Here is a 26,912-nt window from a genome sequence, read left to right on the forward strand (position 1 = left end):
ACGACCGTACGCGGTCACTGCGTTCCCGCGCGAGGCTCCCGATGAACCCACACTGGTCCCAACGTGGCTTATCGGAGTGTCATTCCGCCTACGAACTGTATACGTGCGGCGCGAGTGTGCCGATGAAGGGCAGACCGCGGAAGCGCTGGGCGTAGTCCAGGCCGTAGCCGACGACGAACTCGTTGGGGATGTCGAAGCCGACGTACTTGACGTCGATGGCCACCTTGGCGGCGTCGGGCTTGCGCAGCAGCGTCACCACCTCCAGCGAGGCCGGACGGCGCGAGCGCAGGTTGGACAGCAGCCAGGACAGGGTCAGCCCGGAGTCGATGATGTCCTCGACCACCAGCACGTGCCGGTCCTGGATGTCGGCGCCGAGGTCCTTCAGGATCCGCACCACGCCGGAGGACTTGGTGCCCGCGCCGTAGGAGGAGATCGCCATCCAGTCCATCTCGGAGTCGATGTGCAGCTCCCGGATCAGGTCGGCCATCACCACCAGCGCGCCGTTCAGCACACCGACCAGCAGGACTTCCTTGCCCTGGTAGTCGGCTTCGATCGCGCGGGCGAGCCCGGCCAGCTTGGCCTTGATCTCGTCGGCGGGGATGAGGACCTTCTCCAGGTCCTGGCCCATGTCCTTGTCGTCCACGCTGGAAGTCCCTCGTGCGTCGCTTAAGCCGGCATCAACAATCCGGCCGGGGCGGGGTCCTCCGCCGGCTGGCCGGGATCGTTCCGGTCCGTGCCTGCTCGGCGCAGCGCACCGGATCTCTCGAAGGCCAGCTTTCCATACCGCCGGGCCACCGCGACCGCGCTGGGCAGGTGCAACGGCCCCTGGCCGCGCCAGTCGGTCAGCAGCCGGTCCAGCTCCTCGATGTGGACCGCGGCCAGGTCAGAGCCGGGACACCCGGCCCGCAGGGCGGCCAGGCGCAGCACCCGGCGGCGCACGGCGGTGGGCAGCCCGGACAGTTCGGACGCGTCGAGGTAGTGGGACAGATCACAGTCGCCGAAGGGTTCCACAAGCCGGTCGAACTCCCGGGCGGCCCACGCGTCGAGCGCCTCGGTGTCCTCGCGCAGCATCTTCGCGGTCCGCGCCAGGGCTTCCGGTATCCCCGGCCCCAGGGCGGCGGACAGGGCCGGGATGGCCGCGTGCCGGACCCGCGACCGGGTGTAGGCCGGGTCGGCGTTGTGCGGATCGTCCCAGGGCTCGAAGCCCTCGGCCGTGGCGGCCGCCACGGTGGTGGTCCGCGGCAGATCCAGGAAGGGGCGCGCGTAGCGGCCGTGCTGCGCAGGCATCCCGGCCAGGCTCCGGGCCCCGGAGCCGCGGGCCAGCCCCAGCAGCACGGTCTCGGCCTGGTCGTCGCGGGTGTGGCCGAGCAGGACGGTGGCGGCGCCGAGGCGCTCGGCGGCTTCGTCCAGCGCGCCGTAGCGCGCGACGCGAGCGGCGGCCTCGGGCCCGCCGCGGCCCTCGACGCGCACCGACAGGCTCTCGACCGGGTCGAAGCCCAGGCCGCCCAGGAAGCGCACGACGCGCTCGGCCTGCGCGGCCGAGCCCTCCTGCAGATTGTGGTCGACGGTCAGGCCGCCGAAGCGCAGCGAGAGCCGGGGCGCGACGAACGCGGTCGCGCAGGCCAGCGCGATGGAGTCGGCGCCGCCGGAGCAGGCGACCAGGACCAGGGCGCCCGGGGGGAGGTCGGACAGGGACTTGCGGACGGCCAGGCGTATCGCGGCGACGGCGGGGGCTGGACCCATGGTGGTACTCCTTCGTACATGCGACGCCCAGGTCTTTCTCCCTGGGCATCTTTCCCGGAGCAACGACGCAGACCCTTCTCAGGTCGCGGCGACACTCCGCAGGACCACCCTTACGGCGTGGGCCGGCCCCCCGGTCGGCGACTTTCGCCCATCATGCGCTCACTTCCGCGGATTGCCTAAGAGGGTGCGCGGATCTCCAAGGCCGCTCCCTCTAAGGCCGCACCCGGGTCAGCCAGGCCCCCGGGTCATGGATCTCGGCGCGGGTCGGCAGCGTGTTCGGCGAGGTCCACACCCGGTTGAAGCCGGACATCCCGGCCTGCTCAACCACGGCGGCGACGAACCGCGCGCCGTCCCGGTACTGCCGGATCTTGGCGTCCATGCCGATCACCCGGCGCACGATGGCGTCGATCCGGCTGGCGCCCTTGGCCCGGCGCTGCCCGAACTTGCGGCGGATGTCGGCCACGCTGGGCACCACCTGCGGCCCGACGCCGTCCATCACGAAGTCCGCGTGCCCCTCCAGCAGCGACATCACCGCGACCATCCGGTCCAGCACCGCGACCTGCTGCGGGGTCTGCACCAGCTCGGTGATCGGGCGCCGCTCGCCGGTCTCGCGCCGCAGCGCGGCGGCCTCGCGGACCCGCTTGGCCAGCGCGCCGGGGTCGGTGTCCATGCCGGCGATGAAGGACTCGATCTCGCCGAGGATGTGCGCCCGCAGCCACGGCACCGCGGCGAACTGGGTGCGGTGCGTCTCCTCGTGCAGGCACACCCACAGCCGGAAGTCGTCCGGCTTGACCTGCAGTTCGCGCTCCACGCTGACGATGTTCGGGGCGACCAGCAGCAGCCGGCCGGGCTCCTGGAAGATCTCGTACTGCCCCAGGATCCGGTGCGACAGGTAGGCCAGCAGGGTGCCCAGCTCCAGCGCGGTGGCCTTCGGGCCCAGCGCCGCCAGCCCGGACGGCGGCACGCCCTCGCGCTTCTCGTTCAGCTTGCGGGCCAGCGGCTCGGTGACGATCCGGAAGCCCTCGGCGTTGGCCTTGATCCAGCCGGCCCGGTCCACCACCAGCACCTGCGGCTCGGTCAGGATGGTGCCCTGGTTGGCCAGGCCGGTGAAGGCGGCCACGTGCTCACGCGACTCGGCGGCGTAACGGCGCAGGTCCGCCACCGTGGCGGCGGCCTCGGCCGCGGAGGTGGCCGGGCCCGGCCGTACCAGGCGCTGCGCCGTCGCCACCGCCAGTTGCCAGTCGACCAGCTGCGCTCTCGCCGTCATGGCTCTCAGGCTACGTGGCGGGGGCGGTGAAACCTAGATCGGATCGCGGCGGATCGGCCGGGCGAGGGGGTCATCCGGTGGACTTCGGAGCCCCGGCCTGCCCGGTCACCGCCAGGTAGTGGTCGGCGATGGCGTCGGCCGTCGTGGTCCAGACCCCGGGGTGGTTCACCACATAGTCCAGGGCCTCGTCGAGGTAGCGGGTGCGGAACGCCTGGCCGGTGATGAAGGGGTGCAGGGCCAGCGCCATCACCCGGCCGGAGCCGTCGGCGGCGTCCTCGGCCAGCTGGTCCACCTGGTCCTTCACCATCTGCACGAAGTCCGGCCCGGTCAGCCCCTTGCTGACGAAGACGCCGATGTCGTTGAGCTCCACCGAGTACGGCAGGCTCAGCAGGCCCGGGACGTTCGTCGGGTAGGGCTGGTCGTCGTTGGTCCAGTCCAGGACGTACTCCACGCCCTCGGCGGCCAGCAGCCCGGGGGTGTGGAAGGTCTCGATCAGCCCCGGGCCCATCCACCCGCGCGGCTTGACCCCGGTGGCCTCCTCGATGGTCCGCAGCACACTGCGGATCTGACCCTGCTCGACGTCCCGCTCCAGGCCGGTGAACAGGTGGCTGTTGCTGGCGCCGTGCCCGAGCCAGGCCCAGTCCCGCTGCACGCCGGCCTCGATGATCTGCGGGTAGCGCGCGGCGACATCGGAGTTCAGCAGGGCACTGGCTTTGATGCCGTGCTTGTCCAGCAGCTTGATCTGCCGCCAGATACCGACCCGCGGACCGTAGTCGCGCCAGCCGTAGTTGAGGCTGTCGGGGGTGAGCGAGGTGGTGCCCTCGTAGGTGGCGGTGCCGGGGAGGTCGACGTAGAAGCGCTCGATGTTGAGGCCGACATAGAAGGCGACCCGCTTGTCTCCCGGCCAGCTCAGCGGCTCGCGCTCGGTGATGGGACGATAATCGTAGAGTTCGATGTCCTGGCTCATGCGACCATGGTCGAACCTTCACACGGGTGTGAGGGTCAACCGGCGATCTTGTGAGGTGGGTCACATGCGCATCGGCGAACTGGCGGAACGTGCCGCCACCAGCCCCCGCCTGCTCCGCTACTACGAGGAGCAGGGCCTGATCCGCGTCGGCCGCTGCGCCAACGGCTACCGCGACTACGACGAGGCCCTGGTGGACCAGGTCGTGCACATCCGCGGGCTGCTGGACGCGGGCCTGTCCACGCGCATCATCAAGCAGATCCTGCCGTGCCTGAACGAGCCGAGCGACATCCACTTCGCGGACGCCACCCCGGAGATCATCGCGACGCTGGAGGGCCACCGCGACCGGCTCGCGGAGCGGATGGCGCTGCTGGCGCGCAACCACGACGCGATCGCGGCGTACGTGGGGTCGCTGAAGCAGTGTGCGCTGGGGGTGGAGCGAGAGCCCGCCGAGGCGGGCGCGGAGGCGGCGGCTTAGCGGCTCTGCTTCTGCTTCTGGTTCTCTAGGTTGGTCTGCTTCTCCATCCTGGCCGCCATCGTGGCGCGCCGGGCGAACACCGCCTCGCGCCGCTCCTCCATCTGCCGCAGCGCGTCCTTCCGGTTCCGCTTCGAGAGCCGGTCGAGATAGACGGTTCCGGACAGGTGGTCGGTCTCGTGCTGCAGGCACCGGGCGAAGTAGTCCCGCCCCTCGATGACCAGCGGCTCGCCGTCCTTGTCGAAGCCGCGCACTACGGCGCGCTCGGTCCGCGGGACCACCACCGTCGCGCCGGGCACTGACAGGCAGCCCTCCACATCCTCGACGAGCCGCCGCCCCTCCCCCTCGGGCAGTTCCAGCACCGGGTTGGCGATGTGGCCGACGTGCCGGCCCCCGCGTCCGTCGAGGCAGTCGAACACGAACAGCCGCAGATCCACGCCGACCTGGTTGGCGGCCAGACCCGCGCCCTCGGCGACGTGCATCGCCAGGAACATGTCGTCGATCAGCGCGGAGAGCTCCGCGCTCCCGAACCCGGTCACCTCCCGGCACGGCCGGCGCAGGACCTCCTCCCCGACCTCGGTGATGCGGCGCGACGAACCGCGTCCCGCCTCCGGTGGGACCGTCGGGTAGGCGCTGACGGGCCGACCCTGCACATACACGTCCATCGCGGATGTCCTCTCGCTGACTTGCCCCGGGCTTTGCAAAGTACCAAAATTTGCAAAGTGAACGACGTCCTGCGCGACCACGAGATCCGATCAGCCCTGCTGGAGCTGCTGGCCGAGGTCGGCACGGTCACGGCCACCGAGGCCGCGAACCGCCTCGGCCACAGCTCCGGACTCTGCTCGTTCCACCTGCGCCAACTCGAACGCCACGGCCTCATCGAAGAAGCACCGCACACCGGAGGCCGCGCCAGGCCCTGGCGCCTGAAACAGCAGCAGGACGCACCGGCCGACGACCAGTTCGGCGACCTGGCACGCGGCCTGGAGGACGAGAGCTGGCAGCGCTGGCTGGACCTGCGCGACCGGGCCCCCGCCGACTGGCCGCGCGAAGAGGCCTTCAGCACGGTCGCCTACCTGACCGCCGAGGAGATGAAGCAGATCGCCGGCGCGATCCAGAAGATGCTCGCGCGCTACCAGGACCGCGAGCAGCGACCGCTGGCCCGGCCGGAGGGGGCGCTGCCGGTCGCGCTGATCGCCAGGCTGTTCCCGCTGCTGCCGGAAGCCCCGAACGACACGGAAACGGGCCACGGCTGAGAACAGCCGCGGCCCCGTTACTTCGTCACTTCGTCACTGCGTTACTGCGTTACTGCGTTACTTCGTCTCTTCGTCGGCTGAGTTCCTACCCTCCCCCGCACCCGCACCCCGCCAGCGTCGTCGCCAGCCGGTCCACCGCGGCCCGCGCCGCGGCGGAGTCCGGCGCCGCGTCCGCCATCAGCGAGAACACCAACAGCTGCCCCGAGCTGTCGCGGACCAGGCCGGCCAGCGTCACCACCCCGGTCAGCGACCCCGTCTTCGCGCGCACCAGGCCGGCGCCGGCCAGCGACGGCGGGGTCGTGTACCGGCCGTCCTCGGCGAGCGTGCCGGTGAAGCCGGCCACCGGCAGGCCGGTCAGGGCCGCGCGCAGGTCCGGATGGTTGTCCGCGGCCGCCGCCGACAGGACCCTGACCTCGAAGGCCGGGGTGATGCTGTCCTTGCGCGACAGGCCGCTGCCGTCCAGCACGTCCAGGCCGGTCACGTCCAGGCCCAGCTTCCCGAGCTCGTCGCGGACCGCCGCCACGCCGCCGTCGAACGTCGCCGGCCGGCCGTCGGCCACGGCCACGTGCCGCAGCAGGGCTTCGGCGAGGTCGTTGTCGGAGACCGTGAGCATGTGCTCGACCAAGTCGGCCAGGCGCAGCGAGGTGACGTCCGCCAGCTGGGCGCCGGAGCCGGCCGAGGCCGCAGCGGGCTTGCCGGTCACCTGGATGCCGTGCGCGACCAGCCGGCTCGCGAAGTCCCCGGCGGCCACCCCGGCCGGGTCGGTCACCCGCGGGCTCAGGTCGTCCGCGGCCCTGGCCCGGCCCTCGTCGACCATCAGGCCGGTGACCGGCGCGACGTTGCCGTCGGTGTATTCCGGGGACCACGTCGGGTTCAGGCCCGGACCGCTGAAAACCGACGCGTCGTAGCCCAGTGTGACCGATTTCACGCCCTCGGCCCGCAGGGCCGCGGCGGTGCGGGCCGCCAGGTCGTCCAACGAGGCCGGCTGGTAGCCCGGATCGGCCGAAGGGCCCTGCGTCGACAGCGTCGGGTCACCCCCTCCGACCAGCACGATCGATGCCGTCGCGCCGGAGTTCGGGCCCTGCACCACCCGGGTCGTGAACCGGTCGTCGGGCCCCAGCGCGGCCAGCGCCGCGACCGCGGTCACCACTTTGTTCGTGGACGCCGGGGCGAACCCGTCGGCGGCGTGATCGTCGAACAACAGCGTCGGCGAAGCGGGGTCGGCGACCGCGATCCCGACGTGCTTGCCGAGCCCCGGCGCGAGCGTCAGCGGCCCCAGCGCGCCGGCCAGCTCGGCCGCCGTCAGCCCGCCGCCGGGCTTGTCACCTGCGAGAACAGGATCCAGCGCGGCACCAGCCGGGACGTGGGTGGGCCCGGCGGACCGGCTCGACGGCGCCGGCGGGGACGGCGGCACCACCCCCTCGGCGACCGGCGTGAGACGGCCCCGCAAGCCGTTCTCGCGTTCGCTCACGCGCTGCCCGCCGGACCACGGACCGGCCGCCCACACGCAGCCCGCGGCCAGTACGATCCCGAGCGCGGCTGACACAATGGCGGTCGGCAGCGTTCCCGGCACCTGTCTTGCCACTCAGGTCACTCCTTGATCTCGCGAACTCTGTCGTCACCGCCTGTCTGGGCGACACTAGTAGCAGCACCTGAAAGCGCGGAAACGAGGAAAGACCAATGGAGTTCGACGTTCTCATCGAGATCCCCAAGGGCCAGCGCAACAAGTACGAGGTCGACCACAAGACCGGCCGCATACGGCTGGACCGCATGCTTTTCACCTCGATGGTCTACCCGACGGACTACGGCTTCATCGAGGACACGCTGTCCCTGGACGGCGACCCGCTGGACGCCATGGTCCTGCTCGACGAGCCGACCTTCCCGGGCTGCCTGATCCGCTGCCGCGCGATCGGCATGCTGAACATGGCCGACGAGGCCGGCGGCGACGACAAGATCCTGTGCGTGCCGGCCACCGACCCGCGCTTCGAGCACCTGCGCGACTACCACCACATCTCCGAGTTCGAGCGCCAGGAGATCCAGCACTTCTTCACCAGCTACAAGGACCTGGAGCCGGGCAAGGAGGTCCACCACGCCGAGTGGCAGAACCGGGCCCAGGCCGAGACCGAGATCCAGCGCTCCTACAAGCGGTTCGAGGAGCTGCCGGAGGAGGAGAAGATCCACCACCTGTAGACGGTCCGCGCCATACAGTGGCGGTGACCCAGACAGTGGCAGTGACCACCGGCTGGCCTCAGCCCGGACCGGCCCGGTGGACGGTGAGAACGTCAGAAGCCCCCGGCGGGAGTGATCCCGCCGGGGGCTTCGCGGTGCGGAACGGCTTCGCCGCTGCGGCGCCCCCCCTCGGACCGCGTCCTCGTCAATCTGCGTCGTCGTCACCTCTATGACCCCGGCGCGCGCCGGATTGTGACATCCCCGCCAGAGAATCTCCGAGCGGGCTTCGCGCGTACAGCACACTGCGGCCGTGCCGGGCCCGCGACGTGAGCCCGGCGTTCAGGAGCACCTTGAGATGCTGGCTCACCGCTCCCGGCGTCACCTGGAGCTGCCGGGCCAGCTCGGTGGTGGTCACCGGCTCGGCGAGCATCAGCAGCAGCCGGGCCCGCGGCGCCCCGAGGAGCCGCTCCAGCGCCGGTCCCGGCGGCGGCGGGACCACGCGCTCGGCCAGCGTGGCCAGCCCGCGGGCCGGGTAGAGGATCCAGGGCTCCGAGGCCGGATCGATCTGGCTCACCGCCCCGTGCGCGAAGCAGGTCGGCGCGAGCACCACGCCCCGCCCGGCGGCCGGGACGTTGTACGTGGGGACGGCGGGGGCGTAGACGGTGGCCCCCCAGGCGATCGTCAGCCGCCGGCCGTCCCAGGTGAGCCGGTCGGTCAGGCCGGTGAACACCGCGGCGGCCCCGCGCTCGACCAGCGTCCGGGCCCGGTACACGATGTCGGCCTCCAGCACCGACCGGGCCCGCGACCACCACTCCGGCGCCAGGCACGTCTCCCAGTAGGCCTCGAGCTCGTCGGCGATCTCGGTCAGCAGCCCGCCGGGATCCCGCCGGGCGCGGGCCAGCCGGGCCGGGACGGCCCCGTCGATCTCGACGAAGGTGCGCTGCAGCTCCGGCCAGATCCGCTCCGGCGGGGTGGCCCGCAGCACCGCCAGCTCCCGGTGGAAGTCCGGCCACGGGGTCGTGGGCCGCGGGGTGAGGAAGTCGGGGATCCAGCGCCAGGAGCCGACCAGCGCGGTGAGCAGTTCGGTGTCGAGGCGCTCGAAGGCCGGGCGCATGCGGTTGAACAGCGGCACCTGCGTGGCGTAGTAGCCGAAATGGGTCCACATGCGCAGACTCATGCCGGCCTCCAGGAGCGCCGAGCAGGCGAAGGAGGTGGTGGCCAGTTCGTCCAGGCCCAGTTCGAACGTGATCATTCAGCCCCCCGCTGAATCGATTCCGGCCACGATGCTAGCCGGGTTGTGCTGATCCCATGACAACGACCTCCACCCGGCCGCGGGCTTCGAGCCCGGACTCGGCGCCGCCGCCGGGCAGTCCGCGCCGCCGGCTCGAACTCGCGACGTTCGTCAGCAGCTTCGGGAACGGCTTGTACCTGACGGTCTCAGCGCTCTACTTCACCCGCGTGCTCGGCTTCGGCGCGGCGCGGGTCGGCCTGGTGCTGACCGTGGCCGGGCTGGCCGGCGTGCTGGCGAGCCTGCCGGCGGGCCGGGCCGCGGACCGGTTCGGGATCAAGCCGGTGTACACACTACTGCTCGCCGCCGAGGCGGTGACGGTCGGCGCGCTGGCGTTCTGCACGTCGTTCTGGATGTTCGCGGCGGTGGCCTGCTTGTCCACAGCTGTGGACCGCGCGGCGTCGGCAGTCCGGCAGGCGCTCTACGCGCGGGCCTTCGACCCTCGGACCCGGGTCGCTGACCGCGCGGCGATCCGGGCCGTGACGAACGTGGCGATCGGGGTGGGCGCCGCGACGGCCGCGCTGGTTCTGCAGGCCGACAGCCGGTGGCTGTTCCAGGCGGCGATCCTGGCCAATGCGCTGAGTTTCCTGGGGATCGCGGCGCTGCTGCCGGGGATCGCGCTGCGCGGGGCGGACGGGGCCGGGGCCGCCGCCACCGCCGCCACCACCGACGCCGATGCCGACTCCCCGGTCGCCCGCCCCTCGGCGAAGATCCGCGTGGCCCGGCCCTACCAGGCGGTCGCGGCCCTCAACGCGGCCATGACGCTCCAGTTCGCCTTCTTCGACATCGGCCTGCCGCTGTGGCTGCTCCAGGAAACCCGCGCGCCGCGGTTCATGGTCTCCGGGATGCTGATCCTGAACACCGCGCTGGTGGTGCTGTTCCAGGTGCGGGTGGCGCGCCGGGTGACCGGGATCGCGGCGGCGGCCCGGGCGACGGGGGCCGGCGGGCTGGTGCTCGGCGGCGCGTGCATGGTGACGGCGTGTGCCAAGGGGCTGTCGCCGGCCGCGGCAGTCGCCGTGCTGGTGCTCGCGGCGGTGCTCCTGACCGCCGGCGAGGTGCTGACCCAGGCCGGTGCCTGGACCCTGAGCTACGACCTCGCCGACGACCGGGCGATCGGTGCGTACCAGGGGGTCTTCAACGCGGGCACCGCGGCGGGTCAGATGGTCGGGCCGCTGGTCGTCACCCAGGCCGCGATCCGGCACGGAGTGGCCGGGTGGGCGGTGCTGGCGGCCGTCTTCGCGGTGGCGGGCTCGGCGATGGTGCCGACGGCGCGGTGGGCCGCCGGGACGCGGCCGTCCGAACCCTGACAAGCCGGTTGGCAGCGGCTTGCCGCGGGCCGCTAGCATCGGCCCCTTCGCGACCGGCGAGAGGGGCCGCAGCCATGAGCAAGTACCGGGTCAACGTCTGCCTGCCGCCGGCGGCGCTGTCCGACGTCGAGGGCGCGCTGGCCGAGGCGATGGCGCCGTTCGACATGAACCGCGGCGACACCTTCGACCCGGAGGCCACCTGGGACTGGTACCGCGTCGACGCCGGCCGCCAGCGCTTCGCCGTGAAGCCCCGCCACGACGGCGACCCCCGCCTGATCCACGCCGACCCGGTCGTCGTCGGCGCCCCGCACCAACCGCTCCGCTGCGACGGCGGCCCCCGCGGCCTGCTGGACTTCGACGCCTGCCGCCGCGCCGCCCGCACCGAGGCCCGGGCCTACTGGCAGGCGCAGCAGGACGACTTCCAACGCCTGGTCGCCGACCACCCGCCGGCCGAGCCGCTCACCGCGTTCCTGGCCCGCCACGCCGCCGACCCCGAGGGCTACCCCCGCACCGAGGCGGTCGCCGACCACCACGCCCAGCCGCTCATCAAGGCCCTGAACCACCAGTCGGTCTTCGAACGCTACCCGAGCCTGGGCGCCTGGGTCCTGGGCCCCGACACGGACCCGATCACCATCTACAGCCGCGACCCCGAGCCCGGCTTCGAGCTGGCCGAGACCTGGGCCGTGGCCCGTGCCGCCCTGCTCACCCTGGACGGCGAGTGGACCGGCATCAAGCCCTACACCCCGGCCCCGGACGAGGAGAGCGACACGTTCGCGCGGCGGTCCACGGCGTATCTGGAGGAGTTGGACGAGGACTGCGTGGTCGTTCGGCTGCTGTGCCACTGCTGAACCGCAGCGCCCGCGCCCGACCCCTCACGCCTCCGCGAACCACGTCTTCTCCCCGCCGTCGAGGTACTGCTTCACATAACCCTGATGCCGCGCCGGCAACTCCGGCAGCTCCGCGATCGGGAACCACCCCACGTCCACCGACTCGTCGTCGTTGACCCGCGCGGTCCCACCGGTCGGCGTGCAGACGAACGCCACGTCCATGAACACCGTCTCGTCGCCGTTGGCGTGCGTGAAGCGGCCGGTCACGTCCACCGCCAGCACCCGTTCGGCCCGCGCCGTCACCCCGGTCTCCTCCAGGATCTCGCGCACGATCCCGACCGCCGGCTGCTCCCCCGGGTCCAGGCATCCCGTGACGAGCGTCCACTGGAGGTTGTCGGCGCGCCGCACCAACAGCACCCGCTGCGCGTCGTCGACGACGAGGCCGGTGACCCCGGGCAGCCACAGCAGGTCGTGGCCTATCTTCTTGCGGATGTCGACGATGAACTCCGGAATCGGCATGCTGTCACGCTATCGGGCCCGGGTTTCTAAGGGCGTCCGTAGAAGGCGGGCGTCCCGTTGATCCACAGCGACTGCTGCTCGACCACCCCGCCGGGGTGCGGGGCCTGGATGATGCTGTCGTTCCCGATATAGACGGCCTCGTGGTAGATCGTGTGCGGGTTGCCGGCGTCCTCCGCCCAGAAGACCAGGTCGCCGGGCCGCAGCTGGGCGTAGGTGAGCGGGTGCATCGCCAGGTACTGCCATTGCGCGGGGTGCGGGTAGGACCAGCCGCCGGCTTCCAGGCCGCGCATCGCCAGGCCCGAGCAGTCGAAGACGTCGGGGCCCGCGCCGCCCCAGACGTAGGGCTTGCCGAGTTGCGCGTAGATGTAGTTCAGCATCAGGCGGACCGCGCCTCCGGCCGACGGCATGGGGCTTGCGGAGGCGGTCGGAGTCCACGTCGACGCGCCGTCGGCGACTGCGGGCGCCTGCGTGTGCGCCGCGCCGCCGGACGCGGACGCGGACCCGGACGCGGACGACGCCGCTGCCGACTGCCGCGCCGCCGCCTGCTGCGCCGCCAGGGCCGCTGCCGCTGCCGCTGCCGACTGCCGCACCGCCGCCTGCTGCGCCGCCAGGGCCGCCAGCCCGGCCTCGTGCTGCCGCTCCAGCCCGAGCTCAAGCCCCTGCGCCGCCGCCAGGTCAGGGCCCTGCCGGTAGGTCTCGGCGGCGAACGTCCCGAGGCGCTGCTCGGCCTGGTGCTGCGCGTCCAGGGCCGCGACGGCGCGGTTCCGCGCCGCGGCGGCCGCCTGGGCCGCCGTCGCCGCCTGCGCCACGGCGGTGTCGTACGCCTCCGCGGCCAGGCCGACGCGCGCCAGGAGGGTGTGCAGGCGGGCGCTCGCCGCGTCCAGGGCCTCCTGGATGTGGTCGGCGGCGGACTGGCGGTCGCGGACGTCGGCCTCGGCCCGGTCGACGGCGTCCTGGCCGGGGAACTGGCCGGGCGTCTGGCCGAGCGTCCGACTGGGGATCTGGCGTGGTGCCTGGCCGGGCGTCACCGGAGTGCCCGGGTCGGCGTGCGCCGCGGCGCCGAGCAGCGCCGCCGTCAGGACCGTGGCCGTGACGAGCGCCGCCCGCCGACCGTGCCCGCGTCCCCGCATGCCGAACTCCTTCCGCGCCGCCCGAGTGGGTGAGTGAGTGTCCGAATGGCTGTGGGATGAGCTACCCACCGCCACCGGCGACTTTTCATCACAAAATGGGCGATATGCGCGAACCGTGGTCAGACGGCCGGAGGTTTCCACCGAACGAGGGAATCCGCGAACGACCGGACCCGAAAACGATCACAGGCCCCTGTCCCGCGGCACCGGGATCACCCCGCCAAGATCACAAAGCCCTGCGGTACCGGGTCTCGTCCAGCACCTCGGCCCCGGCCTCGAACCCCGAGACCCCGCCGTCGTGCCGCCACCCGGTGCGCTCGTAGAACGCCCGCGACGCGCTGTTGATCGCCAGCACCCACAGGGTCGCCTCGTGGTAGCCCGCCTCCCGCAGCCGCCGCAGCGCGGCCTCCTGCAGCCGGGAGCCGATCCCCAGTCGCCAGATCGCCGGGTCGACGTATATGGCGTTGAGCTCCCCCACGCTGCCCTCGGCCGCGTCCTCGTCGCGGCTCGGCCCCACCGAGGCGAACCCGGAGACCACCCCGCCGACCTCGGCGACCAGCACCACCATCCGCCGCGCCGCCCGATCGGCCAGCATCCGCCGGGCACTGAGCACGAAACCGTCCACCGACAGCCCGGCCAGGTAGTCCGCCGGCATCAGCCCCGAATAGGCGACCTGCCACGCCGCGTGCCGCACCCGCCCGATCTCCTCGGCGTCCCCGGCCACCGCCTCACGGATGGCGATGCCATGGGCCGGACGCGTGCTCGAACTCATGCGCGTCATTATGACCGGTCAAGCCGGGACCGGGTCGGGCGAACGCGCCAAGGCGGGTGGTCAGCGGTCCCGCCATGAGGGGCGTGCCGGCTCGGCGACCGGCCCGGACCGGCGGCCGGGAACCCGCCGGGCGGAGGCGTGATCCGGCTGGCCCGGGCCTGTTCGGCAGGCTCGCCCGTCACTCCTCCGACCGACAGCGACCCTGTCCGCCCTACTTCGTCCCCGAATTCGCCGTCTTCTTCGCAGCCGTCTTCTTCGCCGCCGTGGCCTTCGCCGTCTTCGTCGTCTTCGTCCCCGAAGCCGCTGTCTTCTTGGCCGCGGTCTTCTTCGCCGCCGTCTTCTTGGCCGTCTTCTTCGCCGGCCCCTTGGCCCGCTTCTCGGCGAGCAGCTCGTAGGCCTTCGCCGGCGTGATGCCCTCGACCGTCTCGCTCTTGGGGATGGTCACGTTGGTCTCGCCGTCGGTCAGGTACTCGCCGTAGAAGCCCGACTTGATGACGATCGGCTTGTTGGACACCGGGTCCGGGCCCAGCTCGCGCAGCGGCGGCTTGGCCGCGCCGCGGCCGCGGGCCTTGGGCTGCTTGTAGATCTCCAGTGCCTCCTCGAGCGTGATCGTGAAGATCTGCTCCTCGGAGGTGATCGAGCGGGAGTCCGCGCCCTTCTTCAGGTACGGGCCGTAGCGGCCGTTCTGGACCGTGATCTCCTCGCCCGACTCCGGGTCGGCGCCGACCACGCGCGGCAGCGAGAGCAGCTGCAGCGCCTCCTCCAGCGTCACCGTGTCCAGGCCCATGCTCTTGAACAGGGAGCCGGTACGGGCCTTCACCGCGTTCTTGCCGCGGGTCGGGGTGCCCTCGGGCAGGATCTCGGTGACGTACGGCCCGAAGCGGCCGGCCTTGGCCACCACCTCGAAGCCGGTCGAGGGGTCCCGGCCCAGCTCGCGGTCGCCGCTGGGCTGCAGGAACAGCTCCTCGGCGAACTCCGGGGTGAGCTCGTCCGGCGGCAGGTCGTCCGGGACGCTGGCCCGCTGCTGGGTGCCGTCCTCCAGGTTGCGCTCGATGTACGGGCCGAAGCGGCCCACGCGCAGGATGATCCCGTCCTCGCCGACCGGGAAGGAGTTCACCTCCCGGGCGTCGATGTTGCCCAGGTCGGTGACCAGGTCCTTCAGGCCGCCGAGGTGGTCGAACACCGCGCCGTCGCCGCCGCCCTTGCCGGCCGCCGCGCCGCCCGGCTCGTTCTCGGCCGGGCCGAAGTAGAACCGGCGCAGCCACGGGACCCGCTGCGCCTCGCCGCGGGCGATGCGGTCCAGGTCGTCCTCCATGCGCGCGGTGAACTCGTAGTTCACCAGGTCGCCGAAGTGGTTCTCCAGCAGCCCGACGACCGCGAAGGCGATGTAGGACGGGACCAGCGCGGTGCCCTTCTTGAAGGCGTAGCCGCGGTCCAGGATCGTGCCCAGGATCGTGGAGTACGTCGAGGGCCGGCCGATCTCGCGCTCTTCCATCTCCTTGATCAGCGAGGCCTCGGTGAAGCGCGCCGGCGGCTTGGTCGAGTGCCCGTCCGCGGTGACCTTGGTGGTGGTCAGGGCGTCGCCCTCGGCCACGGCCGGCAGCCGCTGCTCGGAGTCGTCCAGCGCGGCGTCCGGGTCGTCGGTGCCCTCCACGTAGGCCTTCAGGAAGCCGTGGAAGGAGATGATGCGGCCGCTGGCACTGAACTCCACGTCCCGGCCGTCGGAGGCGGCGCCGCCGACCTTCACCGTCACGGTGTGCCCGGTGGCGTCCTTCATCTGGGAGGCGACGGTGCGCATCCAGATCAGCTCGTACAGCCGGAACTCGTCGCCCGACAGGCCGGTCTGCGCCGGAGTGCGGAAGGTGTCGCCGGAGGGCCGGATCGCCTCGTGCGCCTCCTGCGCGTTCTTCACCTTGGAGTCGTAGCGGCGCGGCACGTCCGGCAGGTAGTCGGCGCCGTACAGCTCGCGCACCTGGGTCCGGGCGGCGTTCAGCGCGGTGTCCGACAGCGTGATGCTGTCGGTACGCATATAGGTGATGTAGCCGTTCTCGTACAGGCTCTGCGCGACCCGCATGGTGCGCTTGGAGTCCATGCCGAGCTTGCGGCTGGCCTCCTGCTGCAGCGTGGTGGTCCGGAACGGGGCGTACGGCGAGCGCCGGTACGGCTTGCGCTCCACGCCGCGGACGCTGAAGTCCGCCTCGCGCAGCGCCGCGGCCAGCGCCTTGGCGGTGACCTCGGTGAGGTGGGCGACGTTCTGGCTTCCGCTCTTGAGCTGCCCGTCCGGCCCGAAGTCGCGGCCGGCGGCCACGCGCTTGCCGTCGACGCTGGCCAGCCGGGCGGTCATGGAGCGCGGGTCGTCCGGCCCGGCGGCCTTCAGCGTCTCGAAGGTGCCGGTCAGGTCCCAGTACTCGGCGGCGCGGAACGCGATGCGCTCGCGCTCCCGGTCCACCACCATGCGGGTGGCCACCGACTGCACGCGGCCGGCCGACAGGCCGGTGCGGACCTTCTTCCACAGCACCGGGGAGACCTCGTAGCCGTAGAGCCGGTCCAGGATGCGGCGGGTCTCCTGGGCGTCGACCAGCTGCAGGTTGATCTCGCGGGTGTTGCGCACCGCCGCCTGGATCGCCTCGCGGGTGATCTCGTGGAACACCATCCGCTTGGCCGGGACCTTCGGCTTGAGCACCTCGTGCAGGTGCCAGGCGATGGCCTCGCCCTCGCGGTCCTCGTCGGTGGCCAGCAGGAGTTCGTCGGCTTCCTTCAGGAGGTCCTTGAGCTTGGCGACCTGCTTGCGCTTGTCGGCGTTGACCAGGTACAGCGGCTCGAAGTCGCCGTCCACGTCCACGCCGAGCCGGCCCATGGAGGTGCCCTTGTACTTCTCCGGCACCTCGTCGGCACCGGCGGGCAGGTCCCGGATGTGGCCGACCGAGGCCTCGACGGTGTAGCCCGCACCGAGGTAGCCCTTGATCGTCTTCGCCTTGGCAGGCGACTCGACGATGACGAGCCGGCGAGTCGTCCCGCCCGAGTCCGCTGAACCCTTGCCTGCCACCGTTACCTCTGCTTCCCAGCTGCTAGCCCCAAGGGATACGCGCTTGGGCGTACCCCGCACACCGCGGTACGACACGTAGTCGGGATACCGCGACACCAACGGAGAGTGACCGTACCTCAGCCGTACGTCTCCGCGCTGTCTACTGTGTCCTACTCGTTGTCTTGAATGGTCGGCGTACAACCGAACGTTAACCCGAACTGGCGTATAGGACGGAACCGGAAAACGCCAGAGGTGGGACGGATGTGACGCACGACAACCGGTGTTGAGTCCATCGGCGCTGATGGCAGCACCGGGTATGCGCTAGGCCACGGGGAACAGATATCCGTCCTCGACCAGCCCCCGGATGGCCTCGACGGCCCCGGTGCGCAGGCTCCGGCCGTCGATTCCGTAGCGTTCGCCCACAGCGTCCAGGATTTCCCCGAGTGGAGTCTCCCCATCCGAGGCACCCACCACCGCGGCCCCGACCGGGTCGATGTCCGCCGATCGCATGAACCCCTCCTGCTGGCTCAGCCGCGAGGAGTCGCCGCCCCAGCCGCTGCCGCCCTCGTAGGTCGGCCGCGCGACCTGCTCCCAGCGCACGTCCGGCGCCACCGCCAGCCGGCGCCGCATGAGCTCGTCGTCGTCGGTGCCGCGCAGGAAGTCGTGGCGGGCGAACCAGCTCGGGATGTGCGGCCCGAGCGGCTGCTCCACCGGGTGCGAGATCTCCTCCAGGCGCATCAGCGGGCTCTCGGCGCCGGCGTTGTGCAGGGTGATCCAGCCGAAGCCGATGGCGTTGACCTTGTTCTGCTCGAAGTAGTCCAACCAGGCGTCGTAGCGCGCCGGGTAGTCCGGGGTGCCGTACTCGCCGGAGTCGCGCAGCCAGAGCTCGACGTACTCGGCCGGGTCCTGGGCCTCGCGCTGCACCACCCAGGCGTCGCAGCCGGTGTCCCGCACCCACCCGGCCACCCGCTCGCGCCAGTCCACGCCGTCCACGTGCAGCCAGTTGGCCAGCACCTGGCACCAGCCGTCCTCGGCCAGGTGGCGGTGGGCGTCGCTGACCAGCTGACGGCACACCTCGTCGGCCGGCAGCCCGGAGTCGCGGTAGACGAAGCGCCCGCCCTGCGCGGCGTTGTCCGGCGAGATGACGAACGGCGGATTGGAGACGACCAGGTCGAACAACTCGCCCTGCACCGGCTTGAACAGCGACCCCTCGCGCAGGTCGAAGGGCTCGACCCCGGAGAGCTGCTGGGTGAGCCGGGCCAGCTTGAGCGCCCGCGGGTTCCGGTCGGTCCCGACCACCCGGTCGACGTGCGTCGACAGGTGCAGCGCCTGCACCCCGCCGCCGGTCCCGATGTCGAGCGCGGACCGGAACGGGTCGCGGATGGTGAGCTGCGCGAGCGTGGTGGAGGCGCCGCCGACGCCGAGCACGTGGTCCTCGCGCACCGGATGGCCCTGTCCCTGCGCATGAAGGCCCCCGGACAGGTCCGAGACGAGGTACCAGTCGTGGCCGTCGTCGTCGCCATAGGGCCGGATGTCGATGGCGGCGCGCACCAGCTCCCCCTCGACCGTGACGAGCCCGGCCGCGACCGAGTCCTCGACCGGCAGCGCGGCCTCGACGGCCTTGCGCTCCACCGGCTGCTGCAGCAGGAAGAGCCGGATCAGGGTCTCGACCGGCGACCCCCCGGTCGTGGCCCGCAGGGCCGGCACGCTCTCGCTCCGGGCCAGCGCCGCGTAGGCGAGCGGGCCGAGGACCTCCAGGACGCCGTCCACGGTGTAGTCGGCCTTGATCAGGGCTTCGCGCAGCTTCTCCATGGGTCCATTGTCGCGGGAGACGGCAGGCGCCCCCGACCCGGAGGCCGAGGGCGCCGCATTTAATAAGGAGAAGACTCCCGGAGCACCGCTAGATCGACTGAGCGGAAGCCTCCATCGTCGTGTCCTCGTCCCCGTTGCGCGGGGCGCCCGGAGCCGTGGCCGCCGCCTCCACCGCCGCGCCGGCGCCGGTGGCCGGGGCGTTGGAGTCCGAGTTGGAGTCCGAGACCGCGATCGACCTGCGCTTGCTGTTCCACACCGCGCCGACGATGATCGCCAGGGCGGCGATCGCGATCAGGGTGCGGACCGGGGCGTTGGCGGAGGTGCCGATCGACAGCTGGACCACGGCCGGCACGATCAGGAGGCTGACCAGGTTCATCACCTTGATCAGCGGGTTGATCGCGGGGCCGGCGGTGTCCTTGAACGGGTCGCCGATGGTGTCGCCGACGATGGTCGCGGTGTGCGCCTCGGAGCCCTTGCCGCCGAAGTTGCCGTCCTCGACCAGCTTCTTGGCGTTGTCCCAGGCGCCGCCGGAGTTCGACAGGAAGACCGCCATCAGGACGCCGGCGCCGATGGTGCCGGCCAGGTAGGAGCCCAGGGCCCCGACGCCGAGGGTGAAGCCGACCGCGATCGGCGCCATCACCGCCAGCAGGCCCGGGGTGATCAGCTCGCGCAGCGAGTCGGTGGTGACGATGTCCACCACGCGGCCGTACTCCGGCCGCCCGGTACCCTCCATGATCCCCGGGATCTCCCGGAACTGGCGGCGGACCTCGAAGACCACCGCGCCGGCGGCCCGGGACACGGCGTTGATCGCCAGGCCCGAGAACAGGAACACCACGGACGCGCCGATGATCAGGCCGAACAGGTTGCGCGGGTTCCCGACGTTCAGGATGCCGGTGTACTGCAGGACGTTCTCCGGGTTGCCGCCGACCGCGTTCGCGCCGGTCTTGGCCACCGCCTCGCCGATCTTCTGGGTGAACGACCCGAACAGCGCGGTCGCGGCCAGCACGGCGGTCGCGATCGCGATGCCCTTGGTGATCGCCTTGGTGGTGTTGCCGACCGCGTCCAGCGAGGTCAGCACCTTCGCGCCCTCCTCGCCCACGTCGCCGGACATCTCCGCGATGCCCTGCGCGTTGTCCGAGACCGGGCCGAAGGTGTCCATGGCCACGATCACGCCGACCGTGGTCAGCAGGCCGGTGCCGGCCATCGCGACCGCGAACAGCGACAGCGTCAGCGAGGCGCCGCCGAGCAGGTAGGCCAGGAACACGCCGCCGCCGATCAGCAGCGCCGAGTACACCGCGGACTCCAGCCCGACGCCGATGCCGGCCAGCACCACGGTGGCCGGACCGGTCAGCGAGGTCTTGCCGATGTCCATCACCGGACGCCGGTTGGTCTCGGTGAAGTACCCGGTCAGCACCTGGATGGCCGCGGCCACGGCGATGCCGATCAGCACCGCGCCCAGGGCCACCCAGCGCGGATCCTTGGTCCCGGCCTCGAGCAGCACCTTCGGGTCGACGTGGTCCAGCGAGGAGATCTTGCTGGGCAGATAGGTGAACGCCGCGATCGCCACGAACACCACCGCCACGATCGCGCTGATGAAGAAGCCGCGGTTGATCGCCGCCATCGCGTTCTTGTCCCCCGTGCGCGGGGACACCGCGAAGATGCCGATCACCGCGGTGATCACGCCGAGCGCCGGCACGATCAGCGGAAACACCAGCCCCTGGGTGCCGAAGGCGATCTTGCCCAGGATCAGCGCCGCGACCAGCATGACCGCGTAGGATTCGAACAGGTCCGCGGCCATGCCCGCGCAGTCGCCGACGTTGTCGCCGACATTGTCCGCGATGGTCGCGGCGTTGCGCGGGTCGTCCTCGGGGATGTTCTGCTCGATCTTGCCGACCAGGTCCGCGCCGACGTCGGCGGCCTTGGTGAAGATGCCGCCGCCGACACGCATGAACATCGCCAGCATGGCCGCGCCGAAGCCGAAGCCCTCCAGCACGTTCGGGGCGTTGCCCTTGTAGATGAGCACCACCAGGGCCGCGCCGAACAGGCCCAGGCCCACGGTGAACATGCCGACCACGCCGCCGGTGCGGAACGCGATCCGCATCGCCCGCGGCGAGCCGGACTCGTTCGCCGCCGCGGCCACGCGGACGTTCGAGCGCACCGCCAGCCACATGCCGACATACCCGGTCGTCGCCGAGAAGGCGGCTCCGACCAGGAAGAAGACCGAGCGGCCGATGCGCTGCGACCAGTCGTCGGCCGGCAGCGCCAGCAGCAGGAAGAAGGCCACGGCAGCGAATACCGCCAACGTACGGAACTGCCGCGCCAGGTACGCGGACGCGCCTTCTTGCACCGCGGCCGCGATGCGTTTCATATTCTCTGTGCCCTCACTGGCCGCCAGTACCTCTTTGACGAGGATTCCGGCGACGCCAAGCGCACCTAGGGCGATCACGGCCACCACGAAGATCCAGGCGAGGTTGCCCCCGGCCAAAGGGATCACCGTCGAGCCGCTGTCCGCGATTCGCGGCATGCGTCCTCCACTGTGACGATCCGTATTCCGACGCTGTAACTCAGATCACAGCCAATGGCAGGGGAGTCTACGCGCGAATACACGAGGTCGGTCAACAGATCGTTTCGCCGACCTCACGGATCGCTATGTGATGAAGGACACTTTTCACTCGGTTTGGTGAATGGAAGCGCCGCTTGATGTGGGGTGATGCCCAAAGAATCGGCGGGACGGCCATGGATGGCGGCGCCCCGCCGCGAAGACATGCGACCGGACTAGTCGGGCCTACTGCGATGCCCCGAACCGGCCTTCATATAAGTGTTCAGAAATCCTTGACGGGCCAACCCATGCGGACCGAACCGCCGTCGGAGCCGGAGGCGATGTCGAGATCGTCGACCAGCCCGGTCAGCACGGCCAGGCCCATCTCGGCGTCGTCCAGGTCCTCCTCGTCGTCCTCCTCCGACCGCACCGCCGTCTCACCCTCGGCGGCGTCCGGGGCGCCGGCCCCGTCGCGGGGACCGGGTACCGCACCGGAGACCTTGTCGGCCACGGTCACCACGAACCGGTCCGGCACCAGGCCGGAGCCGGAGGCGTCGATCGCGTCCAGCACCACCACCACCGGCTCGCCCGGGCAGTGCCGCTGGTGCAGGCCGACGGCCCGGGAACAGGCCTCGCCGACGGCCAGGCGCACCTCGTCGAGCAGTCCGGCCTCCACGCCGACCCGGCGGGCGTGGGCGACCGCGACCAGGCGCGCGGTCCTGACGTGCTCGGGCTGCGGAGTGAACCGCAGCAGAACGGCCGTGGCGCTCTCGGTCTTGGCCACCGTGCCGACGGCCGACGATTGCGCATCCATGTTGGCAGACCCCTTAGGAACAGGTACGGGATTGGGCGGCCGGATGGCGGGCCCCGGTGCGCGGCGCGAACTGTCGCGCGGCGCGGCCGGAAACCCGCCGCTGGGGCTAGTCGACCGCGGTGACGGCCTGCTCCACGCTGTCGCTGATCGGGAAGACCTTGGTCAGGCCGGTGATCCGGAAGATCTTCAGGATCCGCTCCTGGGTGCAGACCAGGCGCAGCGAGCCGTCGTGCGCCCGGACCCGCTTCAGGCCGCCGACCAGGACGCCCAGGCCCGTGGAGTCCAGGAAGTCGACGTCCTCCATGTCCACGATCAGGTGGTACTTCCCGGCACCGACCAGCTCGACCAACTGCTCCCGGAGCTTGGGAGCGGTGTACACGTCGATCTCCCCGCCGACCTTGACGATCGTCCGGCCGTTCTCGTCTCGGGTCTCCAGCTTCAGGTCCACTGCCGGCCTCCAAAATCGGTGCCTTCCCGCCGTGGCGGGGGTGAGAAAAGGTGTGTCCTCGGCAACACAAAATACAGCTTCACCCGGGTCAGGGCTTGAGCACAGTCAATCACCTCGGGATGACACTCGGCCACGATTCGCGTCAAGTGCCCTCTAATGGTGCGTCGTCCTGCGCCTATGATCGCGCGCCGTCGGGTGTCGCGGGCCGCGCGGCACCGGTTGGTCGTGTTCGTGTCGGGCTTCGTGTCGGATACTGGTCTGCGATGTCGCCGACTCCTCCTTACCAGGAAAACCCCGGCACGGGCGGTGTGTCCACACCGACACCGGGACTTGATGCTGCCAATTCGGAGAACGGCTCTATCCCGGCAACGCTGGAGAGGCTGATCTCGGTTCCCGCGTCGCGCGCGGAGCGAGTGACGCATGTGCGCGTGGTACCGGCCCGGGACGCGGAGCACGGCGAGTGGCCGGAGTGGGCCGACGAGGCGGTGGTGACCGGGTTCCGCGAGGCCGGCGGCGTGCCCCGGCCCTGGCTGCACCAGGTCGCGGCGGCCGAGGCGGCGCGGGCGGGACGGCATGTGACGCTCGCGACCGGCACCGCCTCGGGCAAGTCGATGGGCTTCCAGCTGCCGGCCCTGACCGCGATCCGCGAGAACGCGGGCACCACGCTGTACCTGGCCCCCACGAAGGCACTGGCCGCCGACCAACTCAGGCGTCTCACTCGGCTGGACGTACCGGGGGTCCGCGCCGGCCTGCTGGACGGCGACACGGACGCCGAGGCCCGCGACTGGGTCCGCCAGCACGCGAACTACGTCCTGAGCAACCCGGACATGCTGCACTACTCGCTGCTGCCGGGGCACGCGCGCTGGGCCCCGTTCCTACGCAAGCTCCGCTATGTCGTCATCGACGAGTGTCACACCTATAAAGGGGTCTTCGGCTCCCACGTGGCGGCAGTCCTACGACGGCTGCGCCGCATCTGCGCGCGCTATGGCTCCAGTCCGACCTTCATACTCGCCTCAGCCACGACCGCCGACCCGGCCGTGTCGGCCTCCCGGCTCACCGGGGTTGAGGTCGCCGCCGTCACCGACGACTCCTCACCGCGCGGCCCTCTGGTGTTCGCCCTGTGGGAGCCTCCCCTGACGACCTTCATCGGGGAACGGGGAGCGCCGGTACGGAGATCCGCTACAGCGGAAGCCGCGGACCTGCTGACGGACTTGGTGCTGGACGACGTCCGCACTGTCGTCTTCACCCGCTCCCGCCGCGGCGCCGAACAAGTGTCGATGCAGACGCGCGACTACCTGGAGGAGCGCCGCACCGGATACGGGAAGCGCATCGCGGCCTATCGCGGCGGCTACCTGAAGACCGAACGCCGGGCGCTGGAAGCCGCCCTGCACATGGACCCGGCCATGGACGGCGCGCTGGTCGGGCTGGCTGCCACGACAGCCCTGGAGCTCGGCGTGGACGTCGCAGGGCTCGACGCCGTCCTGATGGCCGGATTCCCCGGCACCCGTGCATCCCTGTGGCAACAGGCGGGGCGCGCCGGACGGGCCGGACAGGGCGCGCTGGCCGTCCTCATCGCGCGCGACGACCCGCTGGACACCTACCTGGTCCACCACTCCGAGTCGATCTTCGACCGGCCGGTCGAGGCGTCGGTGCTGGACCCGGACAATCCCTACGTATTGGCGCCGCACCTATGCGCGGCCGCCGCGGAACTCCCTATTACGGATTCCGACTTGTCTTTGTTCGGCCCCACTTCCGAAGCCCTGCTCTCGGACCTCACCCGCCGCGAATACCTCCGCCGCCGCCCCACCGGCTGGTACTGGACCCGGCGGGAGCGCCCCTCGGCGCTGACCGATCTGCGCGGCACCGGCGGACCGTCGGTCCGCATCGTCGAGGACAAGACCGGCCGCCTGCTCGGGACCGTGGACGAGGGCGCTTCGCACTCCACGGTGCACGACGGCGCCGTGTACCTGCACCAGGGCCACACGTACCTGGTGGACAAGCTGGACCTGGAGCAGAACATAGCGCTGGTGCACCGGGCGAACCCGGACTACACCACGATGGCCCGCGACGTGGTCCAGGTGGGGATCCTGGAGACGGAGCAGACCCAGGACTGGGGCGACGCCTCCCTGCACTTCGGCTCGGTCGAGGTGAGCACGCAGGTGGTCTCGTACCTGAAGCGCAAGGCCGGCACCGGCCAGATCGTCGAGACCAAGCCGCTGGACCTCCCCGAACGCATCCTGCGCACCCGCGCGGTCTGGTGGACCGTCGACCCGGCCGCCCTGCGCGACGCCGAACTCGACGCCGCCATGAGCGCCGGCGCCGCGCACGCCGCCGAACACGCCTCCATCGGCCTGCTCCCGCTGTTCACCCCGTGCGACCGCTGGGACATCGGCGGCGTCTCGATGCCGATGCATCCGGACACCGAGCGCCTCACCGTGTTCGTCTACGACGGCCACCCCGGCGGCGCGGGCTTCGCCGAGCGGGCCTACGGCGCGGCCGTGGCGTGGCTCACGGCGACCCGGGACGTGATCGCGGCGTGTGAATGCGTGGAGGGCTGCCCGTCCTGCGTGCAGTCGCCGAAGTGCGGGAACGGGAACAACCCCTTGGACAAGTCCGGTGCGGCCCGCCTGCTGAACCTGGTCCTGACCTGCGCACAGGAAGGACCCCCGCCCGGGACCCGGTAGCGTTGGCGCAATGGCACCCCAAGCTGTCAACCTCGTCAACCTGGAGAACGTCTCCAAGGCCTATACCGCCCGCACGCTCATGGACAAAGTCTCCCTGGGGCTGTCCGAGGGCGACCGGATCGGTGTGGTCGGCCGCAACGGCGGCGGTAAGTCCACCTTGCTGCGGGTGCTGGCCAAACTCGACGAGCCCGACTCCGGCCGGGTCACGCACACCGGCGGGCTGCGCATCGCCTTCGTCGGGCAACACGACAGCCTCGACCCGGCGGCGACCATCCGGCACGAGTTGGTCGCGGACAAGCCCGACCACGAGTGGCTGGCCGATGCGCGGGTGCGCGACGTCATCACCGGGCTGTTCGGCGGGACAGACTTCCCCGCTTTTCCGGAGGGCATGGACACCCGGATCGGTCCGCTGTCCGGCGGCGAGCGGCGCCGCGTGGCGCTGGCCAAGGCCCTGATCAACGAGCACGACCTGCTGCTGCTCGACGAGCCCACCAACCACCTGGACGTCGAGGGCATCGCGTGGCTGGCCCGGCATCTGGCCACCGCCAAGCCGGCGCTGCTCACCGTCACCCACGACCGCTGGTTCCTGGACGCCGTCACCACCCGCACCTGGGAGGTCGTCAACGGGCAGGTGCTCGACTACGACGGCGGCTACTCCGCGTACGTCCTGGCCCGCGCCGAGCGGCAGCGGCAGGCCGACGCCGAATGGGACCGCAAGCAGAACCTGCTGCGCAAGGAGCTGGCCTGGCTGCGGCGCGGGGCCCCGGCCCGGACCAGCAAGCCGAAGTTCCGGATCGACGCCGCGAACCAGCTCATCGCCGCCGAACCGCCGGCCCGGGACAGCTCGGAGCTGCAGAAGTTCGCGGCCAGCCGGCTCGGGCGGACCGTCTACGAGCTGGAGGACGTGTCCTACGCCGTCGGCACTGACACTGCCGGCGACGGCACGGACAAGAAGGAGCTCTTCAAGCGCGTCACCTGGCAGTTCGGCCCCGGCGAGCGGCTCGGGCTGATCGGCGTCAACGGCTCCGGCAAGTCCTCGCTGGTCCGGCTGCTGCTCGGCGAGGCGCATCCGGACTCCGGGCGGGTCGTCACCGGCGTCACGGTGAAGCCCGCGCACCTGTCGCAGGAGGTCGCGGAGATCGACCCCACCTGGCGGGTGCTGGAGGCCGTGGAGAAGGTGCACTCCACGGTCGAGATCGGCAAGGGCAAGACGCTGACCGCCGGGCAGCTGCTGGAGCGGTTCGGCTTCGCCGGCGAGAAGCAGTGGACCCGGGTCGGCGACCTGTCCGGCGGCGAGCGCCGCCGGCTGCAGCTGCTCAGACTGCTGATGGACGCCCCGAACGTGCTGCTGCTCGACGAGCCCACCAACGACCTGGACATCGACACCCTCACCGCTTTTGAGGACATCCTCGACGGCTGGCCGGGCAGCCTGCTGGTGGTCAGCCACGACCGCTACTTCCTGGAGCGCACCACCGACCGGATCGCGGCGCTGTACGGGGACGGCCGGATCCGGCTGCTGCCCGGCGGCGTCGACGAGTACCTCGCCCACCGCGAGCAGCGCGGCACAGAGGTTTCCAACTCCCGCACAACCAAAGCGCCCGCCCAGCCGTCAAACTCCTCGAGCGGCGGTACGGGCTCGCGCGAGGACCGCGCCGTGAAGAAGGAACTGGCGCGCATCGAACGGCGCCTGGACAAGATCGCGGAGCTGGAGGCCAAGCTGCATGAGGAACTCTCAGAGATTGGGGGAGACTATCTCGCAGCGGCCGATGCGGACGCTAAGCTACGCGAGTTGCATGAGGAACGTCTCCGTCTAGAGGATGAGTGGCTCTCACTCTCCGAGTAGACGGGGGCTGACTAGGCCGCCGGTGCGCACCGGCGG

22 protein-coding genes are annotated in these 26,912 nt (G+C 71.3%); 7 read left to right on the forward strand and 15 right to left on the reverse strand.

What is annotated here, in order from left to right:
• Positions 1-88: 88 nt before the first annotated feature.
• The 4 genes from hpt to ABH926_RS41445 form a co-directional block, all read right to left on the reverse strand.
• Positions 89-643: a hypoxanthine phosphoribosyltransferase gene (gene hpt / locus ABH926_RS41430; RefSeq protein WP_370371837.1), complete on the reverse strand. Its 555-nt coding sequence runs from the start codon at positions 641-643 to the stop codon at positions 89-91.
• A 23-nt stretch (positions 644-666) separates the two neighbouring features.
• Complete coding sequence (tilS, locus tag ABH926_RS41435; protein ID WP_370371839.1) at positions 667-1,743, reverse strand: tRNA lysidine(34) synthetase TilS; 1,077 nt, start codon at positions 1,741-1,743, stop codon at positions 667-669.
• Between the two features lie 211 nt (positions 1,744-1,954).
• Positions 1,955-3,010 (reverse strand): zinc-dependent metalloprotease, encoded by a 1,056-nt coding sequence (locus ABH926_RS41440; RefSeq protein WP_370371840.1) that lies wholly within the window; start codon positions 3,008-3,010, stop codon positions 1,955-1,957.
• Between the two features lie 70 nt (positions 3,011-3,080).
• On the reverse strand, positions 3,081-3,977 hold the full coding sequence (locus tag ABH926_RS41445) for a polysaccharide deacetylase family protein (protein ID WP_370371842.1): 897 nt from the start codon (positions 3,975-3,977) through the stop codon (positions 3,081-3,083).
• A gap of 64 nt (positions 3,978-4,041) precedes the next feature.
• On the opposite strand from ABH926_RS41445, the gene ABH926_RS41450 reads away from it, so the two are divergent.
• Complete coding sequence (locus tag ABH926_RS41450) at positions 4,042-4,452, forward strand: MerR family transcriptional regulator (RefSeq protein WP_370371844.1); 411 nt, start codon at positions 4,042-4,044, stop codon at positions 4,450-4,452.
• On the opposite strand, the gene def is transcribed toward ABH926_RS41450, so the two are convergent.
• Positions 4,449-5,114, reverse strand: a complete 666-nt coding sequence (def, locus tag ABH926_RS41455; RefSeq protein WP_370371845.1) for a peptide deformylase — start codon at positions 5,112-5,114, stop codon at positions 4,449-4,451. The two genes, ABH926_RS41450 and def, sit on opposite strands and share 4 nt — an antisense overlap.
• Positions 5,115-5,171: 57 nt before the next feature.
• Here def and ABH926_RS41460 point away from each other — a divergent pair, with 57 nt between their 5' ends.
• Positions 5,172-5,702, forward strand: a complete 531-nt coding sequence (locus tag ABH926_RS41460) for a helix-turn-helix domain-containing protein (RefSeq protein ID WP_370371847.1) — start codon at positions 5,172-5,174, stop codon at positions 5,700-5,702.
• 85 nt (positions 5,703-5,787) lie between these two features.
• Here ABH926_RS41460 and dacB read toward each other — a convergent pair whose 3' ends face one another.
• Positions 5,788-7,287: a D-alanyl-D-alanine carboxypeptidase/D-alanyl-D-alanine-endopeptidase gene (gene dacB / locus ABH926_RS41465; protein ID WP_370371849.1), complete on the reverse strand. Its 1,500-nt coding sequence runs from the start codon at positions 7,285-7,287 to the stop codon at positions 5,788-5,790.
• Between the two features lie 95 nt (positions 7,288-7,382).
• Here dacB and ABH926_RS41470 point away from each other — a divergent pair, with 95 nt between their 5' ends.
• Positions 7,383-7,892 (forward strand): inorganic diphosphatase, encoded by a 510-nt coding sequence (locus ABH926_RS41470; protein ID WP_370371851.1) that lies wholly within the window; start codon positions 7,383-7,385, stop codon positions 7,890-7,892.
• Between the two features lie 184 nt (positions 7,893-8,076).
• On the opposite strand, the gene ABH926_RS41475 is transcribed toward ABH926_RS41470, so the two are convergent.
• Complete coding sequence (locus tag ABH926_RS41475; protein WP_370371853.1) at positions 8,077-9,123, reverse strand: ArsR/SmtB family transcription factor; 1,047 nt, start codon at positions 9,121-9,123, stop codon at positions 8,077-8,079.
• 56 nt (positions 9,124-9,179) lie between these two features.
• Here ABH926_RS41475 and ABH926_RS41480 point away from each other — a divergent pair, with 56 nt between their 5' ends.
• Together ABH926_RS41480 and ABH926_RS41485 are read left to right on the forward strand one after the other, a co-directional pair.
• Complete coding sequence (locus tag ABH926_RS41480; protein WP_370371855.1) at positions 9,180-10,466, forward strand: MFS transporter; 1,287 nt, start codon at positions 9,180-9,182, stop codon at positions 10,464-10,466.
• Positions 10,467-10,540: 74 nt separating this feature from the next.
• Positions 10,541-11,314, forward strand: a complete 774-nt coding sequence (locus tag ABH926_RS41485; RefSeq protein WP_370371857.1) for a hypothetical protein — start codon at positions 10,541-10,543, stop codon at positions 11,312-11,314.
• Between the two features lie 24 nt (positions 11,315-11,338).
• On the opposite strand, the gene ABH926_RS41490 is transcribed toward ABH926_RS41485, so the two are convergent.
• From ABH926_RS41490 to ABH926_RS41525, 8 genes are all read right to left on the reverse strand, one after another.
• Positions 11,339-11,812 (reverse strand): NUDIX domain-containing protein, encoded by a 474-nt coding sequence (locus ABH926_RS41490; RefSeq protein WP_370371859.1) that lies wholly within the window; start codon positions 11,810-11,812, stop codon positions 11,339-11,341.
• A 26-nt stretch (positions 11,813-11,838) separates the two neighbouring features.
• Positions 11,839-12,942: a C40 family peptidase gene (locus ABH926_RS41495; RefSeq protein WP_370371861.1), complete on the reverse strand. Its 1,104-nt coding sequence runs from the start codon at positions 12,940-12,942 to the stop codon at positions 11,839-11,841.
• Between the two features lie 223 nt (positions 12,943-13,165).
• Positions 13,166-13,711: an N-acetyltransferase family protein gene (locus ABH926_RS41500; protein ID WP_370371863.1), complete on the reverse strand. Its 546-nt coding sequence runs from the start codon at positions 13,709-13,711 to the stop codon at positions 13,166-13,168.
• A gap of 211 nt (positions 13,712-13,922) precedes the next feature.
• Positions 13,923-16,757 (reverse strand): type I DNA topoisomerase, encoded by a 2,835-nt coding sequence (gene topA, locus ABH926_RS41505; protein ID WP_370371864.1) that lies wholly within the window; start codon positions 16,755-16,757, stop codon positions 13,923-13,925.
• Between the two features lie 300 nt (positions 16,758-17,057).
• Positions 17,058-18,548 (reverse strand): methyltransferase, encoded by a 1,491-nt coding sequence (locus ABH926_RS41510; RefSeq protein ID WP_370371865.1) that lies wholly within the window; start codon positions 18,546-18,548, stop codon positions 17,058-17,060.
• A gap of 88 nt (positions 18,549-18,636) precedes the next feature.
• Positions 18,637-21,072, reverse strand: a complete 2,436-nt coding sequence (locus ABH926_RS41515) for a sodium-translocating pyrophosphatase (RefSeq protein ID WP_370371867.1) — start codon at positions 21,070-21,072, stop codon at positions 18,637-18,639.
• Positions 21,073-21,370: 298 nt separating this feature from the next.
• Positions 21,371-21,901, reverse strand: coding sequence for an ATP-binding protein (locus tag ABH926_RS41520; protein ID WP_370371869.1), 531 nt, complete (start codon positions 21,899-21,901; stop codon positions 21,371-21,373).
• Positions 21,902-22,007: 106 nt separating this feature from the next.
• Positions 22,008-22,349 (reverse strand): anti-sigma factor antagonist, encoded by a 342-nt coding sequence (locus ABH926_RS41525; RefSeq protein WP_015796998.1) that lies wholly within the window; start codon positions 22,347-22,349, stop codon positions 22,008-22,010.
• Between the two features lie 263 nt (positions 22,350-22,612).
• Between ABH926_RS41525 and ABH926_RS41530 the strand changes: the two genes are divergently transcribed.
• Both ABH926_RS41530 and ABH926_RS41535 read left to right on the forward strand, forming a co-directional pair.
• On the forward strand, positions 22,613-25,033 hold the full coding sequence (locus ABH926_RS41530; RefSeq protein ID WP_370371871.1) for a DEAD/DEAH box helicase: 2,421 nt from the start codon (positions 22,613-22,615) through the stop codon (positions 25,031-25,033).
• 10 nt (positions 25,034-25,043) lie between these two features.
• On the forward strand, positions 25,044-26,876 hold the full coding sequence (locus ABH926_RS41535; RefSeq protein ID WP_370371872.1) for an ABC-F family ATP-binding cassette domain-containing protein: 1,833 nt from the start codon (positions 25,044-25,046) through the stop codon (positions 26,874-26,876).
• Positions 26,877-26,912 lie beyond the last annotated feature (36 nt).

Origin of the sequence: Catenulispora sp. GP43 (assembly GCF_041260665.1) — a bacterium.
GTDB lineage: Bacteria > Actinomycetota > Actinomycetes > Streptomycetales > Catenulisporaceae > Catenulispora.

Excerpts from the sequence above, each read along its gene's own strand:
- tilS (WP_370371839.1), bottom strand. The coding sequence starts at position 1,743 with ATGGGTCCAGCCCCCGCCGTCGCCGCGATACGCCTGGCCGTCCGCAAG.
- ABH926_RS41440 (WP_370371840.1), bottom strand. The coding sequence starts at position 3,010 with ATGACGGCGAGAGCGCAGCTGGTCGACTGGCAACTGGCGGTGGCGACG.
- ABH926_RS41445 (WP_370371842.1), bottom strand. The coding sequence starts at position 3,977 with ATGAGCCAGGACATCGAACTCTACGATTATCGTCCCATCACCGAGCGC.
- ABH926_RS41450 (WP_370371844.1), top strand. The coding sequence starts at position 4,042 with ATGCGCATCGGCGAACTGGCGGAACGTGCCGCCACCAGCCCCCGCCTG.
- def (WP_370371845.1), bottom strand. The coding sequence starts at position 5,114 with ATGGACGTGTATGTGCAGGGTCGGCCCGTCAGCGCCTACCCGACGGTC.
- ABH926_RS41470 (WP_370371851.1), top strand. The coding sequence starts at position 7,383 with ATGGAGTTCGACGTTCTCATCGAGATCCCCAAGGGCCAGCGCAACAAG.
- ABH926_RS41475 (WP_370371853.1), bottom strand. The coding sequence starts at position 9,123 with ATGATCACGTTCGAACTGGGCCTGGACGAACTGGCCACCACCTCCTTC.
- ABH926_RS41480 (WP_370371855.1), top strand. The coding sequence starts at position 9,180 with ATGACAACGACCTCCACCCGGCCGCGGGCTTCGAGCCCGGACTCGGCG.
- ABH926_RS41485 (WP_370371857.1), top strand. The coding sequence starts at position 10,541 with ATGAGCAAGTACCGGGTCAACGTCTGCCTGCCGCCGGCGGCGCTGTCC.
- ABH926_RS41490 (WP_370371859.1), bottom strand. The coding sequence starts at position 11,812 with ATGCCGATTCCGGAGTTCATCGTCGACATCCGCAAGAAGATAGGCCAC.
- ABH926_RS41495 (WP_370371861.1), bottom strand. The coding sequence starts at position 12,942 with ATGCGGGGACGCGGGCACGGTCGGCGGGCGGCGCTCGTCACGGCCACG.
- ABH926_RS41500 (WP_370371863.1), bottom strand. The coding sequence starts at position 13,711 with ATGAGTTCGAGCACGCGTCCGGCCCATGGCATCGCCATCCGTGAGGCG.
- ABH926_RS41510 (WP_370371865.1), bottom strand. The coding sequence starts at position 18,548 with ATGGAGAAGCTGCGCGAAGCCCTGATCAAGGCCGACTACACCGTGGAC.
- ABH926_RS41515 (WP_370371867.1), bottom strand. The coding sequence starts at position 21,072 with ATGCCGCGAATCGCGGACAGCGGCTCGACGGTGATCCCTTTGGCCGGG.
- ABH926_RS41520 (WP_370371869.1), bottom strand. The coding sequence starts at position 21,901 with ATGGATGCGCAATCGTCGGCCGTCGGCACGGTGGCCAAGACCGAGAGC.
- ABH926_RS41530 (WP_370371871.1), top strand. The coding sequence starts at position 22,613 with ATGTCGCCGACTCCTCCTTACCAGGAAAACCCCGGCACGGGCGGTGTG.
- ABH926_RS41535 (WP_370371872.1), top strand. The coding sequence starts at position 25,044 with ATGGCACCCCAAGCTGTCAACCTCGTCAACCTGGAGAACGTCTCCAAG.